At 61.0% G+C, this 17,120-nt stretch carries 16 protein-coding genes, 1 tRNA gene and 1 pseudogene; 11 read left to right on the forward strand and 7 right to left on the reverse strand.

Going from position 1 to position 17,120, the window contains the following annotated elements; genetic code table 11:
* Position 1: 1 nt before the first annotated feature.
* Together D8U70_RS13160 and D8U70_RS13165 are read left to right on the forward strand one after the other, a co-directional pair.
* A complete protein-coding gene (locus D8U70_RS13160) occupies positions 2 to 778 on the forward strand; it encodes a divergent polysaccharide deacetylase family protein (protein WP_130929048.1) in 777 nt (258 codons plus the stop codon).
* A 115-nt stretch (positions 779 to 893) separates the two neighbouring features.
* On the forward strand, positions 894 to 2,267 hold the full coding sequence (locus D8U70_RS13165; protein ID WP_130929049.1) for a Vps62-related protein: 1,374 nt from the start codon (positions 894 to 896) through the stop codon (positions 2,265 to 2,267).
* On the opposite strand, the gene D8U70_RS13170 is transcribed toward D8U70_RS13165, so the two are convergent.
* The 7 genes from D8U70_RS13170 to D8U70_RS13205 all read right to left on the reverse strand — a co-directional run bounded on the left by D8U70_RS13170 (position 2,248) and on the right by D8U70_RS13205 (position 8,067).
* Positions 2,248 to 3,003: an ABC transporter substrate-binding protein gene (locus D8U70_RS13170; protein ID WP_130929050.1), complete on the reverse strand. Its 756-nt coding sequence runs from the start codon at positions 3,001 to 3,003 to the stop codon at positions 2,248 to 2,250. The two genes, D8U70_RS13165 and D8U70_RS13170, sit on opposite strands and share 20 nt — an antisense overlap.
* 73 nt (positions 3,004 to 3,076) lie before the next feature.
* Positions 3,077 to 3,847: an imidazole glycerol phosphate synthase subunit HisF gene (gene hisF, locus D8U70_RS13175; RefSeq protein ID WP_130929051.1), complete on the reverse strand. Its 771-nt coding sequence runs from the start codon at positions 3,845 to 3,847 to the stop codon at positions 3,077 to 3,079.
* A gap of 9 nt (positions 3,848 to 3,856) precedes the next feature.
* Positions 3,857 to 4,594: a 1-(5-phosphoribosyl)-5-[(5-phosphoribosylamino)methylideneamino]imidazole-4-carboxamide isomerase gene (hisA, locus tag D8U70_RS13180; RefSeq protein ID WP_056787231.1), complete on the reverse strand. Its 738-nt coding sequence runs from the start codon at positions 4,592 to 4,594 to the stop codon at positions 3,857 to 3,859.
* A 42-nt stretch (positions 4,595 to 4,636) separates the two neighbouring features.
* Positions 4,637 to 4,897: a DUF2164 domain-containing protein gene (locus tag D8U70_RS13185; protein ID WP_122705184.1), complete on the reverse strand. Its 261-nt coding sequence runs from the start codon at positions 4,895 to 4,897 to the stop codon at positions 4,637 to 4,639.
* Positions 4,898 to 5,536, reverse strand: a complete 639-nt coding sequence (gene hisH / locus D8U70_RS13190) for an imidazole glycerol phosphate synthase subunit HisH (RefSeq protein ID WP_016772124.1) — start codon at positions 5,534 to 5,536, stop codon at positions 4,898 to 4,900.
* Positions 5,536 to 6,129: an imidazoleglycerol-phosphate dehydratase HisB gene (gene hisB, locus D8U70_RS13195; RefSeq protein WP_130929052.1), complete on the reverse strand. Its 594-nt coding sequence runs from the start codon at positions 6,127 to 6,129 to the stop codon at positions 5,536 to 5,538. The genes hisH and hisB overlap by 1 nt, the downstream gene beginning before the upstream one ends.
* 273 nt (positions 6,130 to 6,402) lie before the next feature.
* Positions 6,403 to 8,067 carry an OFA family MFS transporter gene (locus D8U70_RS13205; RefSeq protein ID WP_016772126.1) on the reverse strand — a complete coding sequence of 555 codons (1,665 nt, stop codon included), beginning with the start codon at positions 8,065 to 8,067 and terminating at the stop codon, positions 6,403 to 6,405.
* Between the two features lie 232 nt (positions 8,068 to 8,299).
* On the opposite strand from D8U70_RS13205, the pseudogene D8U70_RS27995 reads away from it, so the two are divergent.
* The 9 genes and pseudogenes from D8U70_RS27995 to D8U70_RS13245 form a co-directional block, all read left to right on the forward strand.
* A pseudogene (locus D8U70_RS27995) lies at positions 8,300 to 8,514 on the forward strand (acetyl-CoA sensor PanZ family protein); the annotation flags it as partial.
* A 78-nt stretch (positions 8,515 to 8,592) separates the two neighbouring features.
* Positions 8,593 to 10,809, forward strand: a complete 2,217-nt coding sequence (locus D8U70_RS13215) for an AsmA family protein (protein ID WP_130929053.1) — start codon at positions 8,593 to 8,595, stop codon at positions 10,807 to 10,809.
* Positions 10,806 to 11,873 carry an A/G-specific adenine glycosylase gene (gene mutY, locus D8U70_RS13220; RefSeq protein WP_039756580.1) on the forward strand — a complete coding sequence of 356 codons (1,068 nt, stop codon included), beginning with the start codon at positions 10,806 to 10,808 and terminating at the stop codon, positions 11,871 to 11,873. Before D8U70_RS13215 ends, mutY begins: the two co-directional genes overlap by 4 nt.
* Complete coding sequence (locus D8U70_RS13225; protein WP_016772129.1) at positions 11,870 to 12,142, forward strand: oxidative damage protection protein; 273 nt, start codon at positions 11,870 to 11,872, stop codon at positions 12,140 to 12,142. Before mutY ends, D8U70_RS13225 begins: the two co-directional genes overlap by 4 nt.
* Positions 12,143 to 12,233: 91 nt before the next feature.
* Positions 12,234 to 12,309, forward strand: a tRNA-Phe gene (locus D8U70_RS13230).
* 405 nt (positions 12,310 to 12,714) lie between these two features.
* Positions 12,715 to 13,689 (forward strand): 2,3-diaminopropionate biosynthesis protein SbnA, encoded by a 975-nt coding sequence (gene sbnA / locus D8U70_RS28000; protein ID WP_241664659.1) that lies wholly within the window; start codon positions 12,715 to 12,717, stop codon positions 13,687 to 13,689.
* Positions 13,690 to 13,694: 5 nt separating this feature from the next.
* Positions 13,695 to 14,726, forward strand: coding sequence for a 2,3-diaminopropionate biosynthesis protein SbnB (gene sbnB, locus D8U70_RS28005; protein ID WP_241664660.1), 1,032 nt, complete (start codon positions 13,695 to 13,697; stop codon positions 14,724 to 14,726).
* Positions 14,720 to 16,501, forward strand: a complete 1,782-nt coding sequence (locus tag D8U70_RS13240; protein WP_130929054.1) for an FAD/NAD(P)-binding domain-containing protein — start codon at positions 14,720 to 14,722, stop codon at positions 16,499 to 16,501. The genes sbnB and D8U70_RS13240 overlap by 7 nt, the downstream gene beginning before the upstream one ends.
* On the forward strand, positions 16,498 to 17,112 hold the full coding sequence (locus tag D8U70_RS13245; RefSeq protein WP_110644805.1) for a glutathione S-transferase: 615 nt from the start codon (positions 16,498 to 16,500) through the stop codon (positions 17,110 to 17,112). The genes D8U70_RS13240 and D8U70_RS13245 overlap by 4 nt, the downstream gene beginning before the upstream one ends.
* Positions 17,113 to 17,120: the final 8 nt, after the last annotated feature.

Raw genomic sequence — 17,120 nt, forward strand, 5'->3', positions numbered from 1 at the left:
GATGTTGCTCCGCGCACTCTGCGTCCTGTTGTGCTGTCTGGCGGGCTTTGCCCAAGCAGAGTCCGCCAGCTCCTCGCCGCACAAAGCCTACCTGACATTGATCATCGATGACCTGGGGCAGAACCTGCCCCGGGATCGTCGCGTGCTCGCCCTGCCCGGCCCGGTCACGGCGGCGATCATGCCCGACACCCCCCACGCCACCGAATTTGCCCGCGAAGCCCATCGCGCCGGCAAGATCGTCATCCTGCACATGCCCATGGATCCGGCCACCGGGCCGTACGCCTGGCACCCCGAGCTGCCCATCGAAGAGCTGCAGAAACGCCTGAATGCCGCGTTTGAAAAAGTCCCGTTCACCGCCGGCATCAACAATCACATGGGCAGCCGCATGACCGCGCAGCCTGCGGCCATGGCGTGGTTGATGGGCGAATTGCAGCGTCGGCACAAGTTCTTCGTCGACAGCCGCACCAGCGCTCAAACGGTCGCTGCGCAGCAGGCGCAGAAAATCGATCTGGCCAGCGTTTCCAGAGACGTGTTTCTCGATGATGAGCGCACCGAAGCGGCCATTGCCAATCAGTTGCAGACCGCGATCACCCTGGCGCACAAACAGGGCTCAGCGGTGATGATCGGCCATCCGTATCCGCAGACCCTGGCGGTGCTGGAGCGCGAATTACCCAGACTCAAAGCGCAAGGCATCGACTGGATCGATATCAGGCAGATGATCAGCGTGCGCAGCAACCGCGCCATGGCCGGGCATGGCAAGGACGGCGTTTACCGGTAAAACCCGATCACGTTGCAATACATAGTTACCACCGAACGACCCTCCCCCTTCCGGATAGTGAGACCTGCAACAGGTCGCGGCTCCTTTGAGTCGCTTTCAACTATCAGGAGTGCCCATGACAAGCAATGCCCCGATTGTCCCGCCCGTTGGACGGACTGAACCGATCCGCATCGATAACCTGCTGATCAACTTCACAACAGAATTTCTGCGCATCTGGGATACCACCGGTTTGTCGGCCAGACCCGCGTCGTTCTGGCGCCCGACCCCGGCTCCCGACGCGCTGCCCGGTTATTTCCCCTTGGGCGACTTCGTCACCAGAGGCGTTGGCAACATCAACGGTGAACGCGTGGTCGCGGTTGTTTGTGAGGCAGACATTGCCAGCACTGACCCCACCAAAGGCAGGGCACTGCGACGTCCCGATGATTACGAGCTGGTCTGGAAGGACTCCGGATCAGGCTCGAAAAGAGATCTGTCGATCTGGCGACCGCTAGCTCCCGCAGGCTACGTAGCGCTGGGGTCGGTGTGCTCGAACGATCATGAAAAACCGTCGCTCAACGCGGTGCGCTGCGTTCGCGAAGACCTGGTGATCGCGTCGAATACCACCGATCTGCTCTGGGACGACAAGGGCAGCAAGGCCCGACAGCGCGTCAGCACCTGGAGCGCCGTTCCTCCAGCCGCTTTGCCGGGCGAAGTCTACTTGGCATCGGGCAGTTTTTTCAGCCTGAGTGACTACACCCGACCGGCCAGTTTCCCGGTCTACTGCTTGCGCTTGCAGATCGGCCTGCAGATGTCTACACGCCCATCGCCACCGGTGCTGTGCGGCGAGACGCCAACACCTGTAGAGGCAACGGACGATGCGACTTACACCGCCAGCCTCCCCTGGTTCACGGTCAACGATCCGCGTTACACCGCCGCTGAGCAATGGCGTCACTCGCCCTTCTATCTGCTTGAACGCAAGGATCGCTACATCCTCGTCGGTCACGCACGCAACAGTGGCAACGACAGCCAGATATTCAGATGGAACGCGCCTCGTGCCCAGCGTACTGGCGGCTTGCGTACTTTCACCCAGACCACATCCATCGAATTCGGCGCCCAATGGCAAACCCGTCAGCACGGCGCGCTGATGTTTTCCGCACGGCTGGGCCACGATTTCACCCAATGCGAACTGCATTCGAATGAATGGCTCAATACAGCGACCATCGAAGTGATTGCGGTGGTGGACAAAAACCGCTCCGTGGCGGCTTATCTGGCGCAGAGCGAATACAGCCTGGTGCGCGCAGACGGTACGTCAGTGACGGAAGGTTTCAGCTACACCGATGGCAATAGCCTGCACATCAGCCAGTACGCACCCACCGAGCCTGCAATCATCGTCGCTTCGGAGCCAGAGGCGGTCGAAGATCAGACTGTGCTTGCGCCTGCGACCGAGGGCGAAATCAGCGCCTCCCTGCCAGAGCCAGAGGAGTCAGCCGTTACAGATAGCGCGCCATGATTTCATCGACCACGCCTTCCTTGCGCAACTGATCCAGCGCGGTCTGTAGCCTGTTGACCACCTCATCGGAAACATCCTTGTTCAGCGCCAGGTACAACTCGGCGCTGTTGAAGCGCAGCACGGTCTTCAGACCGGTCACGCCATCCTGCCGTGCCAGATAACGGCCGGCAGGATCACCCGTGGCCCACAGATCGATCTGGCCATTGAGCAGCTTTTTAGCGTTGTCCTGATCGCGCAGCACCACCACTGGTTTGAGGCCTTGCTTGGTGAGTGTCTCGGCAATCGCGTCACCCTTGTAGGCGCCGATCTTGTATTTGCGCGCGTCGTTGAGGGTCTCGAGGGTGATCTTGCTGTCAGCCTTGGCCAGCAGAATCCAGTCATCCGGGCCGATCGGGCCGACCCATTTGAACAGTCTTTCGCGATCGGGCAGGCGCGCCATGACGAAGGCCCCGTAGCCGGGATTCTCCAGGGCGAGTTTGTAGACACGCTCCCAGGGGAAACGCAGAGTCAGGCTGTAAGTGAGGCCGGCGCGCTGGAACATCTCGCGAACGATGTCCGTGGCAATGCCGTTGATGTTGTCGCCCTGGGCGAAATTCTTGCCGTTCTTCGCCATGTTGTACGGCGGGAAGTTCTCGGTGAGCAGCACCAGATCGGTGTCGGGACTGGTTTCGGCCCGGGCATTGCTGATGAACAACAACGAGGCGCTGGCGAGAACAACAAGCAGGCGTTTGATCATGTCGGGCTACCGGAATCCATGGCGTGCCCAAGAGTGCCTTGGGCGCGCCATGCTGTCCACTGGCCTGTACGCTTTAGCGCATGACGATGCCGCGATGCGACATGTAGGCCTTGGCTTCCTGCACGGTGTATTCGCCGAAGTGGAAAATACTTGCCGCCAGCACCGCACTGGCATGGCCTTCGAGAATGCCGTCGGCCAGATGCTGCAAATTGCCGACGCCACCGGAAGCGATCACCGGAATGCCCAGCGCGTCGCTGATGGCGCGGGTCACGCCGAGGTCGAAGCCGTTTTTCATGCCGTCCTGATCCATGCTGGTCAGGAGGATTTCGCCAGCACCGAGGCCTTCCATTTTCTTCGCCCACTCGACCGCGTCGAGGCCGGTCGGCTTGCGCCCGCCGTGGGTGAAGATTTCCCAGCGCGGGGTTTCGCCGGCACCGGAGACTTTCTTGGCGTCGATGGCAACGACGATGCACTGCGAGCCGAAATGCTGCGCGGCTTCGCCGACGAACTCGGGGTTGAACACGGCAGCGGTGTTGATCGACACCTTGTCCGCACCGGCATTGAGCAGGTTGCGGATGTCCTGCACGGTACGCACACCACCGCCGACGGTCAGCGGAATGAACACCTGGCTGGCCATGCGCTCGACGGTATGCAGCGTAGTGTCACGACCATCGACGCTGGCGGTGATGTCGAGAAAGGTAATCTCGTCGGCGCCCTGCTCGTCGTAGCGACGGGCGATTTCCACCGGGTCACCGGCGTCGCGGATGTTCTCGAACTTCACACCTTTGACGACCCGGCCGTTGTCCACGTCCAGGCAAGGGATGATGCGTTTGGCCAGCGCCATGGTCAGTCCTCAGCCTTGGTACGAATCGCAGAAAGCTTGCGCTTCGGCGACGTCGAGAGTGCCTTCGTAGATCGCCCGGCCGGTAATCGCGCCGATGATGCCCGGTGCCTTGGCGTCGAGCAGCGACTTGATGTCACCCAGGTTATGGATGCCGCCGGAAGCGATCACCGGAATCCTGGTGGCAGCGGCCAGCGCAGCGGTGAACGGTACGTTGCAGCCCTGCATCATGCCGTCTTTGGCGATGTCGGTATAAACGATCGAGGACACGCCGTCGGCTTCGAACTGCTTGGCCAGGTCAATGACCTGCACGGTGCTGATCTCAGCCCAGCCGTCGGTGGCGACGAAACCGTCTTTGGCATCCAGACCGACAATGATCTTGCCCGGAAACGCACGGCAGGCTTCAGCAACGAACGCCGGATCTTTTACGGCTTTGGTGCCGATGATCACGTAGCTGACGCCGGCCTTGACGTAATGCTCAATGGTTTCCAGGGAACGGATGCCGCCACCGATCTGGATCGGCAGGGTCGGGTAGCGCTTGGCGATCGCGGTGACCACTTCGCCGTTGACCGGCTGGCCTTCGAACGCGCCGTTGAGGTCGACCAGATGCAGACGGCGGCAACCGCCCTCTACCCACTTGGCAGCCATGCTCACCGGGTCATCGGAGAACACCGTGGAATCTTCCATGCGGCCCTGGCGCAGACGTACGCAGGCACCGTCTTTGAGATCGATAGCGGGAATAATCAGCATCTGGCAAACCTTAAAATTGGAATGTTCAGCTTGGCTCGGGAATCAGTTTTTCTCGAGCGCCCACAGGTCGCTTTCGATGCTTTCAAACCGTTCCTTGAGGTGGGTCTGCACATCGAAAATCGCCCTGTTGTAATAGTGCGGAGCAATCTCGCGGGTAAACAGCTCAAGAATTTCCGCCGCCTCGAACGAACCCAGATCCAGTTCGAAACGGTCTTCCATGAACCGCTGAATCTTGCGACTGGCCTCGCTCTCCTGCTCGGGAGTGAGGGTCAGAATCGGCGGTCTGGATTTCTTGACAGCCATTTACCAGCGACCGTCCCACGCAGCGAAGTTCTGCAGCAGTTGCAGGCCGTGGGTATGGCTTTTCTCCGGGTGGAACTGCACGGCGAAACGCGAGCCATCGGCCAGCGCTGCGGCAAAATCGACACCGTAATGACCGCTGCCCACCACCTGCCGCGCGTTGGCGGCGGCGATGTAATAGCTGTGCACGAAGTAGAAACGCGCCAGATCCGGGATGTCATGCCACAGCGGGTGACTGATGTTCTGCTTCACCTCGTTCCAGCCCATGTGCGGGACCTTCAGGTGCTCGCCATCTTCGTGCAGATCCTTGCCGAAGAATTTCACCGCGCCCGGAAACAGGCCGATGCAGTCGACGCCGGCGTTCTCTTCGCTGGTATCGAGCAGGGCTTGCATGCCGACACAGATGCCGAGGAACGGCCGATCCTGGCTGACCTCACGGACCAGCGAGTCGAAGCCGAGGCGACGGATCTCCGCCATGCAATCGCGAATCGCGCCAACGCCCGGGAAAACCACGCGATCGGCTTCGCGAATCACGTTCGCATCGCTGGTGATCAGCACCTTGCCGGCGCCGACGTGCTCAAGAGCCTTGGCCACCGAGTGCAGATTGCCCATGCCGTAGTCGATAACTGCAACCGTCTGCATTACAGAACGCCTTTGGTCGACGGCATTTGCCCGGCCATGCGCTCGTCCAGCTCGACGGCCATGCGCAGTGCGCGGCCGAAAGCCTTGAACACGGTTTCGATCTGGTGGTGGGTGTTGGTGCCGCGCAGGTTGTCGATGTGCACGCTGACCAGCGCGTGGTTGACGAAGCCCTGGAAAAACTCCTGGAACAGGTCAACGTCGAAACCGCCGACGGTAGCGCGGGTGTACGGCACGTGCATCTGCAGGCCCGGGCGACCGGAGAAATCGATCACCACGCGCGACAGCGCTTCATCGAGCGGCACGTAGGCATGGCCGTAGCGACGGATGCCTTTTTTGTCGCCGATGGCTTTGGCAAACGCCTGGCCGAGGGTGATACCGACGTCTTCCACCGTATGGTGGTCGTCGATATGCAGGTCGCCCTTGCTGACAATATCCAGGTCGATCAGCCCGTGACGGGCGATCTGGTCCAGCATGTGCTCAAGAAAAGGTACACCGATATCGAATCGGGCCTTTCCGGTGCCATCAAGGTTGATCGAGGCTTTGATCTGGGTTTCCAGAGTGTCGCGCTCGACAGACGCCTTACGTTCGGCCATCACCAGCTCCGCAAAATCATTGGGCGAAAAAGGCAGCCATTATAGGCACGCAGGAGGCAAACAGAAACACGAGAGGTGAGATGCCTGACGGATAGAACGCCCGGCTGTCGCGGGTAGACATGTCCATACAAGCCAGTACAGGCATGCCATAAACAAATGTGGGAGCGAGCCTGCTCGCGAATGCGGCACGCCAGCCAACATTGATGTTGACTGGTGCTCCGTCTTCGCGAGCAGGCTCGCTCCCACAGGTTCGGTGTTTATTCAGCTAACACCTTAGTGAAACAGTACCGCCGTCTTCTGCAGGGTCACCCACACACCCCACGCCAGCGGAATACCCACCACCAGCCAGGCAGCGATCGCCAGAGGCTTGGTGCCCGGCGCCGCTTTCCACTCCAGAACGGTGCTGGCATCAGCACCCTTGTCGTGGCCCAGTGCCTGTTCGGCAGCCAGTTCGGCGTCGGTCATGAAGTACTTGTCGGCCACCGGACGGACCATCAGATTGCACAGGAAGCCCAGCACCAGCAGGCCGGCGAGGATGTACAGGGTGATGTCGTAAGCGGCAGCGCGTTCCACGCCGATGCTCAACTGATACTCACGCAGGTAGTTCACCAGCACCGGACCGAGCACGCCGGCAGCCGCCCAGGCAGTCAGCAGACGACCGTGGATCGCACCGACCATCTGTGTACCGAACAGGTCGGCCAGATACGCCGGAACGGTGGCAAAACCACCGCCGTACATCGACAGGATGATGCAGAACGCCGCCACGAACAGCGCAACGTTGCCCAGATGGCCCATGTTCGGAATCAGCGCGTACAGGGCAAAACCCAGCGCGAAGAACACGAAGTAAGTGTTCTTGCGCCCCAGGTAGTCCGAGAACGAAGCCCAGAAGAAGCGGCCACCGATGTTGAACAGGCTCAGCAGACCGGTGAAGCCCGCTGCGATCGCCGCGATCGAGGCCAGTTGGCCAGCGTCGAGCTGACCGAACGGTACATCGACGCCCAGCAGTTTGCCGCCGAACACTTCCTGCAACAGTGGCGAAGCCATGCCGAGGATACCGATACCCGCCGACACGTTCAGGCACAGCACCAGCCAGACCAGACGGAATTGCGGGGTTTTCCACGCTACGTTCACGTGGACGTGACGGTTGGTGATCATCGCGTTGGAAGCTTTCTTCGCCGGAGCGGTCCAGCCTTCAGGTTTCCAGCCGGTTGGCGGCACGCGGTAGGACAGTGCGCCACCGATCATGAACACGAAGTAAATGGCCGCCATGGCCACGAAGCTCTGCCATACGCCCACGCCTTCTGGCGATGCGAAGTGGCTCATCAGTGCAGTCGCCAGTGGTGCACCGACCATCGCGCCGCCACCGAAGCCCATGATCGCCATGCCGGTCGCCATGCCGCGCTTGTCCGGGAACCACTTGATCAGGGTCGACACCGGCGAGATATAGCCCAGGCCCAGACCGATACCGCCGATCACGCCGGAGCCGATCCACATCAGCCAGATCTGGTGGGTATAGATACCCAGCGCGGAAATCAGCAGACCGCCGCACCAGCACAAGGCCGAGACCACGCCCGCTTTACGAGGACCGGCGTGCTCCAGCCAGCCACCCCAGATCGCTGCCGAGCAGCCGAGGAAGATGAAGAACAGCGTGTAGATCCAGCCGAGCATGGAGATCGGCCAGTCGCAGTTCGACGAAAATACCTGTGCGATGAAGCTCATGTCCGGCGCGCAAGCCACCGGCGCGGTAACGCCAAGTGCCTTGGACAGCGGCAACCAGAACACCGAGAAACCGTAGGCCATGCCGATGCACAGGTGAATGGCCAAAGCGGCCGGTGGAACCAGCCAGCGGTTGAAACCGGGCTTGGCGATGATGCGTTCCTTGGACAGGAACGCAGGCTGGTCGGCTTTGAGGCCGTCCGCCGTGATGCTCGTGCTCATTGTGTATCCCCCAATTGTTAGTATGGTTCGCCAGCCACTGCTCACCCTCGGCCTTATGCACGCAGGCATGACCGTTTTTTTAAGGTGAAGCTCCTTGAAGGCGCGACGTTAAGTCGCAGACGGGCGGACGAACTGGCGAAGGTTACCATTCTCAGGTGACAGAAAAACCAAACTGATATCACCTTTTTTCAAGTCATCTGTTCTCGTACGACTCGGGAAGCTGCCAACCCCGCGTCTGCAAAGGCACCACGCCGTTTGCTACTTGTCCCATTTATGCGTGTGAAAAGTTACCCGTCGCCTGGGCGTGACTGAACGACTGGTGAACCAAGCGCAAAAAATGGCGTCGCAAGCGGGGGCCGGATTGCACCCACTGGCGCCCGCCGGGCATCCTCAAGCGCAGGCCCTGTGGTGAAGTTGCAGGTGCCGCCGCCGACCCTCGGCAGATGACGCCACACCGAACCGGGTGCCGGCAGCGCTATACTCCCCGGCCATATGACCAATTCGACTAACTACAAGGACTCGCCCATGAAAGCGTTCGGCAAAATCCTGGGTCTGGTACTTCTCGGGCTGTTGCTGATCATTGTGGCGGCAGGTTTTGCCCTGACCCACCTCTTCGATCCCAACGACTACAAAGACGAGATCCGCCAGATAGCCCGCGACAAGGCCCACATCGAGCTGACGCTCAATGGCGATATCGGCTGGAGCCTGTTCCCGTGGCTTGGTCTGGAACTGCACGAAGCCAGCGTCGCCACCCTGGCCAAGCCTGCCGAACCGTTTGCCGACTTGCAGATGCTCGGCCTGTCCGTGCGCGTGCTGCCGTTGTTGCGCCGCGAAGTGCAGATGAGCGACGTGCGCGTCGAAGGCCTCAACCTGCGCCTGAACCGCGACAAGAACGGCCACGGCAATTGGGAAGACATCGGCAAGGTGCCTGTGGCGCCGGGCTCGACTCCACCCGCCACACCGGGCGCGACCGCCAGCGAGCCGACCGTCGCCGTGGAAAAACCGGCGCAACCGATCCGCCTCGACATCGACAGCCTGACCGTCAACAACGCCCGCGTTGAATACACCGATGAGCTGACCGGCAAGCAGTTCAGTGCCGAAAGCATTCAACTGAGCACCGGCCCGGTACACGATTCGACCAATATCCCGGTGAAAGCCACCGCGTTCCTTGGCACCAACCAACCGGTGCTGCGCGTGCGCACCGAGCTCAACGGCGAGCTGCGCTTCGAGCGCGCCTTGCAGCGCTACAAGTTCGAAGACCTGAAGCTGACCGGCGAACTCGCTGGCGATCCGCTGCAAGGCAAGACCATGACCTTCTCCGCGCAAGGCCAGTTATTGCTGGATAAAGCAGCGAACGTCGCCGAATGGACCGGCATCAAAATTTCCGCCAACCAGTTGCGCGCCCTGGGCGAGTTGAAAGCCAACGACCTCGACAAGACGCCACAGATCAGCGGCGGCATCTCCATTGCTCAGTTCGATCTGGCGAAATTCGTCGACAGCATCGGCCAGACATTGCCGGCGATGGGCGAAGGCAGCCTGAGCAAGGTCGAACTGGTCAGCCGCGTTGCGGCCACTCCGACCAGCCTGTCGTTCGACAACATCAACCTGAAACTCGATGACAGCAGCTTCAGCGGCCGCATCGCCATCGAGGACTTCGCCAAACAATCGCTGCGCGCGATTCTCAAGGCCGACACGTTCAACGTCGACCGCTACCTGCCACCGAAATCGGCTCAGGCCAACAACGCCACGCAAACCCGTCAGGCCGAAGTCGCCAGCACCGAGGCTGGCGCCGTCGCAGGCACCACGCCGCTGCCGGACAAACCGAGCAAAACCGCCTGGAGCACCGAGCGTCTGCTGCCGGTCGAACGCCTGGCCAAACTCGACGTCGATGCCGACCTGACCTTCGGCCAACTGACCCTCGACAAACTGCCGATCCAGAACGCCGCGCTCAAAGCCACCGGCCAGGGCGGCTTGCTGACGCTGACTAACCTGAGCGGTGATCTGTACAACGGCGGCTTCGTCGCCAACGGCACACTCGACGTGCGCCCAAGCGCGCCGGTGCTCAACCTGCAGACCCGGCTCAACCGCGTGCCGGCGGAAAAAATCATCGAAAGCCAAGGCAAGAATCCGCCGGTCAAAGGTCTGGTAACGCTGACCAGCAGCCTCACCGGCAGCGGCAACAGCCAGCAGGCGCTGATCGATACGCTGAACGGCAACGCCAGTTTCGTCATCAACAACGGCGTGCTGCTCAACGCCAACCTTGAACAGCAATTGTGCAAAGGCATCGCCACCCTCAATCGCAAATCCCTCAGCGGCGAGCCACGGGGCAAGGACACGCCGTTCGAAGAGCTCAAGGGCAACCTGACCGTGCGCAACGGCGTCGCCAGCAACCCCGACCTGAAAGTGCGCATCCCCGGCATGACCGTCAACGGTGACGGCGACATCGACCTGCGCGTGCTCGGCATGGACTACCGCGTCGGCATCATCGTCGAGGGCGACACCAGCGCCATGCCCGACCCGGCCTGTCAGGTCGGCGAAAAATTCGTCGGCATCGAGTGGCCGCTGCGCTGCCGTGGCCCGCTGGAACTGGGCGCCAAGGCCTGCCGCGTCGACAATGACCGTCTCGGTCAGGTGGCCAGCAAGATGGCTGGCAACAAGCTCAGCGAGAAAATCGACGAAAAACTGGGCGATAAAGTCAGCCCGGAATTGAAAGACGCGTTGAAGGGGCTGTTCAAGCGATGACAGCAGAGCAATTTTCCACGGCGGTGCTGGAGTGGTTCGACCGCCATGGCCGCCACGATTTGCCATGGCAGCAGGACATCAATCCGTACCGGGTCTGGGTGTCCGAGATCATGTTGCAGCAGACTCAGGTCAGCACCGTGCTCAACTATTTCGAGCGTTTCATGGCGGCGCTGCCAACAGTCGAAGCGCTGGCCGCAGCGCCGGAAGACGAGGTGCTGCACCTGTGGACCGGGTTGGGTTACTACACTCGCGCACGCAATCTGCAGAAGACCGCGAAGATCGTCGTCAGCCAGTACGCTGGCGAATTCCCGCGCGACGTGGAAAAACTCACCGAGCTGCCAGGCATCGGCCTGTCCACCGCCGGGGCGATCGCCAGCATCAGCATGGGCCTGCGTGCGCCAATCCTCGACGGCAACGTCAAACGCGTACTGGCGCGCTTCACCGCGCAAGAGGGCTACCCCGGCGAACCGAAAGTCGCCAAGCAGCTGTGGGCCAACGCCGAGCGCTTTACACCACACGATCGGGTCAACGCCTACACCCAGGCGATGATGGATCTTGGCGCGACACTCTGCACGCGCAGCAAGCCGAGCTGTCTGCTGTGCCCGCTCAAGCGTGGCTGTGAAGCGCACATGCTTGGCCTGGAAACCCGTTATCCGATTCCCAAGCCGCGCAAGGCGATCCCGCAGAAACGCACGCTGATGCCAATGCTGGCCAACGGCGAAGGTGCGATTCTGCTTTATCGCCGCCCGTCGACGGGACTGTGGGGCGGTTTGTGGAGCCTGCCGGAGCTGGATGATCTGGAAGACCTGCAACATCTGGCCGATCAGCACTCGCTGACCATGGGCCAGCAGCAAGCACTGCCGAGCCTGGTTCACACCTTCAGCCATTTCCAGTTGTCCATCGAACCGTGGCTGGTTCAGGTGCAGGAAGCCAGCCATCACGTGGCCGAGGCCGACTGGCTCTGGTATAACCTCGCCACCCCGCCGCGCCTGGGCCTTGCTGCCCCGGTCAAGACCTTGCTCGAACGCGCGGCCGCCGTCTTGAATGCAGGAGAATCGCCATGACCCGCACCGTAATGTGCCGCAAGTACAAAGAAGAACTGCCCGCGCTGGAACGCGCCCCTTTCCCGGGTGCCAAGGGCCAGGACATTTTCGACCACGTCTCGGCCAAGGCCTGGGCCGACTGGCAGAAACACCAGACCCTGCTGATCAACGAAAAGCGCCTGAACATGATGAACGCCGAAGATCGCAAATACCTGCAGGGCGAAATGGACAAGTACTTCTCCGGCGAGGAATACGCCAAGGCCGAAGGCTACGTGCCGCCGGCCGAATAACCCGCAGATTTCGTAAGCGACGGAATTAATTTAAGAAATTTTCAAAAAGTCGTTGACGTAAATCCGAAAAACCCTTTTAATGCGCCCCGTTGCCCAGATAGCTCAGTCGGTAGAGCAGGGGATTGAAAATCCCCGTGTCGGCGGTTCGATTCCGTCTCTGGGCACCAAATACCGAAAACCCTGAATCGCAAGATTCAGGGTTTTTTTATGCCTGCGATTTGATCCACCTCCCCTCTTCCCCCTTCGATACACCCCTGCATTCCAGCTGTACTGGAAAAAACCCGAAATCTGTATCTCTCCGCGCAGATGGCGTTTCGCCAATACTTTGCGCAAGCCTTGGCGAGCCAATGACTGGCTCTACTTTGCGCCCCGCAACACTCTGGACTCCTGTAGCCCTCAGAGCGCAAAACCTGATTTTTTGAATCGATCGGCGTCGCCCGCAAGGTCACTTCCTGTCCAGCAAAAAAATCTGAACCCAACCCACAGGCGAACTGCAGTTAGTGCTTTTCAAACATTCCAGGATGAATGCTGGCTCCCCCGTGCGCCCGGCAAAAGAGCGAAACGGACGACGTATGATCAAGCAACTCATCAATGAAGACAGTTATGTGCAGATCGGCGATCTTTGCAGCGCAACGATCCAGCTGAAAATCGAAGGACTGAATCCCGCCGGCTCCATCAAGCTGAAGACCGCGCACGCGCTGATCACTGATCTTGAAGTCCGCGGACTGATCAACCACAAGACCCGCCTTATCGAATCCTCATCGGGCAATCTCGGCGTTGCGCTGGCCATGGTCTGCGCTGCCAAGGGTTACCAGTTCGTTTGCGTGATCGACCCGAATATTTCCGCGCCGAACCGCAAGCTGATTCACGCCCTTGGCGCGCAAATGCTCATGGTCGATCAGCGTGACGAGAACGGCGGTTACCTGAATTCGCGGATTCGCCTGATCGAACAACTGGTCGCTGACAATGCCGACTACATCTGGCTCAACCAGTACAAGAATCCGACCAACCCCCTCGCCCACTATCAAGCGACTGCCAGGTCCATCGCGCGCAAGTTTCCCCAGGTGGATTACCTGTTCGTCGGCGCGGGTACCACCGGCACGCTGATGGGCTGCAAGAACTACTTCGCCGAACATCATCCGCAGACCAAAGTCATTGCTGTCGATACTGTCGCCTCGGTGACGTTCGGCCTGCCGGGCGGCACGCGCCATATTCCGGGGCTCGGCACCAGCCGCCTGCCGGAGATATTCGAGTCGTCGGGCATTCACGACTTCCTGTCGATTCCCGAGGAACAGACGATCAAGGTCTGCCGTTGGCTGGCGCAACGCTACGGCCTGCTCTTCGGCGGCTCCACCGGCACTGTGCTCGCCGGCATCCGCCAGTGGGCGCCGCATATCCGGCCCGACGATGTCGTGGTGGCGATCTCCCCCGACATGGGTGAGCGCTATCTCGAAACCATCTATTCCGACGACTGGGTCACCCAGCGGATCGGCGCAACCGCACTGCAGCCCCTTTTCCCTGAAATCGCTCTGGCACTCTCGGCGTAATCCTCATGACCACACAGAATCTGATCCAGCCGTTCCACGTCATCCCCGGCGCTGTCGTCAAAGACATCCTCAACGGGCTGCGGCATGCAACCATCGACATGGTGGCGCAGACCTACCTGACCCACGAGCGTGGCGAAACCGTTAACCCCGACAGTTATTTCCTGCGTTTCCCTGCGCAACCGGCGAACCGGATCATTGCGCTGCCGGCGGCCATCGTCGACAGCGAGGGCGATCAATCCGTCTCCGGGATCAAGTGGATTGCCAGTTATCCCGATAACATCAAGTCGGGCATTCCGCGCGCATCTGCGGTGCTGATTCTCAACGATCCCGATACCGGTTACCCCTACGCGCTGCTCGAAGGTGCGCTGATCAGTGCCGTGCGCACGGCAGCGTCGGCAGTCTTGGGTGCCTGGTGGCTGAATGGCCAGAACCGCCACGCGGCGACACTTTCGATCATTGGTGGCGGGGTAATCTCAAGAAATATCCTCGAGACTTTCGTCGCGGACGACTGGTCCTTCGACAGTGTGGGCATTCACGATCTCAACGCGGAATCGGCGCAAGCCCTCGCGGAATTTGGTGAACAACTGGGCCTGCCGGATGTACGCCTGCTGTCGCTCGAAGAAGCGCTGACTGCCGACATCGTGGTGTTCGCCACCAGCGCGGGCGAGCCGTACGTAAAAGGCCAGGGCACGTTCCGCCCGGGGCAGATTGTTCTGAACATCTCGCTGCGGGATATCGGCGCCGAAATCATCGAGGAAAGTTACAACTACTTCGACGACGTCACCCATTGCCTGAAGGCCAATACCTCACCGCATCTGGCCGAGCAGCAATACGGCCATCGCGACTTTGTCACAGGCACAGTGGCGCAGCTGATTCGCGGTGACCTGCATGTCGCCCAGGACAAACCGCTGATCTATTCGCCATTCGGCATGGGCATTCTCGATCTCGCGATTGGCCGGATGATCCACGACATTGCGGTGGCGGCCGGTACGGCAATTGCCATCCCGTCATTTTTTGGCGAGGAGCGCAGATGGTGAAGGCGCCTGTGCACATCGGCCTGATCGGCTGCGGTTCGCGCGGATTGTCGGTATTCGAGCGCCTGTTGAGCCGCGCCGAGGAACGCCCGCAACAACCGGTGTTCATCGACATCTTCGAGCCCAACGTGCTCGGCAGCGGCGCGCACTGGCCCGATCAACCGGACTACCTGTTGCTCAACACCGTCGCCGGTCAGCTCGGGGTATTTCCCGACGCAGCAGCGTTCGGTGATCTGACCGACGCCCGGGAACGGCCAGGGCCGGACTTTCTCGCGTGGTGCCGAGCACGGCGCGTCAAGGTTGACCCCGAGAGCGGCCTGCTCGCCGCCGACGGTCGCGACGTCGAGCCGGAGGATTTTCTGCCACGGCACCTGCTCGGCGCTTATCTGGCCGACGCCTTCACGCGGATCCTCACGACCGCACCCGCCTGGGTAACGGTCAATCTGCATCGGCATCAGGTCACGGCGGTCGAGCGCAACGAGAATCAGCAATACCTTCTGCTAACCGCCGACGGCGCTGCGGTGACGGTGGATCGTCTGGTGCTGACCGTTGGCCACACCGGGCGTCTGCGCCTGGCGGGGCAGAACCGGGTCGATAACGTCTATCCGCTGCCCGGCAGCCTCACCACCGTCGAGCCCGGCGAAACGGTATTGATCGAAGGGTTGGGCCTGGGCGCCATGGACACCCTGGCGGCGCTGACGGCTGGCAGAGGGGGGATCTACAAACCCATGGCCGATGGCAGTCACACTTACCAGCCTTCGGGTCAGGAGCCGGTGATCTTCATTCAGTCGCGGGACGGGCTGCCTTTTCGTACTCGCCCCAACGGCTTGATTGGCTGCCGGCGCCACACCGCTGTGCTGCTGACGAGCGAGCGTATCGAGTCGTTGCGGCTCAACGCGCACAACCGCCGGCTGGATTTCGAACGGGACATTCTGCCGCTGATGCTGCTGGAGATGCGTGCCGCTGCGGTCGCCGTTCTGCATAAACCTTCAGCGCCACAACAGCTGCTTGAGCAGCTCAGAACCGTCAGCGTTGCCGGCCCAGCAGGTGTTGTCGCCTGCGAAGCTTTGCTGCGCGAGTTCGAAGCGATTTCCGGGGCAATCAATCCGCTGGAGCTGATCTGCCACGCACTGCCCGACAGCGTGACGCCGTACAACTATCACGCGTGGATTTACGACACCCTCGAAGCCGACTTGCATGAAGCACGCCTGGGGCGAGGCACGTCGCCGATCAAAGCCGCCATCGAAGTCTGGCGCGACTTGCGTGACCGGCTGCGTGAGGCGGTGGATTTCGACGGGCTCACCGAAGATTCGCATCGGCAGTTCTATGGCCGCTGGCACAAGGCGATCAATCGTCTGGTCGCCGGCCCGCAGAAGGAGCGCCACGCCGATCTGCTCGCGCTGTGTGACGCCGGTTTGCTGACCTTCCTCAAGCCGGGCTCACGCCCGGCTATCGAACACTTCAAGCGCGTCGCCGGTTACGTCCAAAGCAGCGGCGTCGCCCACAGCGACTGCCCGCCGGTGCGCGACCTCGTGCGTCTGGGCCTAATCCGCCCGCGCACCGATGTGCCGGGCATCGACGGCATCGATGTCGACGCGGCGTGCAACCCGAGGTCGAACAGCGGCGAAGCGGTGCATGACATCTGGGTGCTGGGACCGCTCGCCGAAGGCTCTTGTTATTACAACCACTACGTCACTTCGGCGGGCGCACCTTCGCGGCTGTTCATGGACGCCCATCGAGTCGCCACCGCCATCCTTGAGACAGGAACTCGCGCATGAAACTCTACTATCAGACGCATTCGCCGTACGCCCGCAAGGTACTGGTGCTGGCTCACGAACTTGGCATCGCATCGAGCCTTGAGGTGATACATCACGAGACCAGCCCGACTTCACCGAACGCGACCATTTACCAGGCCAACCCCTTGGGTAAAGTGCCGGTGCTGATGCTGCCCGACGACAGCGCACTGTTTGATTCAATCGTGATTTGCGAATACCTCGATGACCTGAGCGGTGGTGGAAAATTCATCCCGGCAAGCGGCCCCGAGCGCTACAAGGCGCTGCGCCTGCAGGCATTGGCGCAGGGCATGTGCGACGTCGGCATCAAGCTGCGCTGGGAAGTCGAGCGGCGCCCCGAGGCTTTGCGCTATGCGGCGTACGCGGACGGCCAGGCTTACAAACTCAAGGAGGCGTATCGCTTCATCGAAGAGCATGTCGACCTCAATGGCCCGATCACCGTCGGCCACATCGCCTTGGCGACGGCCCTGGACTGGATCGCTTTCCGTCAACTCTCGGACTTCTCGGCGCAGGCACGCCTGAGCGAGTGGTATCAGACGTTCTGTCAGCGCGCGTCCATGCGGGCGACCGAGTACAGCGGACAGACGCACGACTAGGCCAAGGA

Origin of the sequence: Pseudomonas sp. Sample_20 (assembly GCF_004307585.1) — a bacterium.
In the GTDB taxonomy this organism is placed as follows: Bacteria; Pseudomonadota; Gammaproteobacteria; order Pseudomonadales; family Pseudomonadaceae; genus Aquipseudomonas; species Aquipseudomonas atacamensis.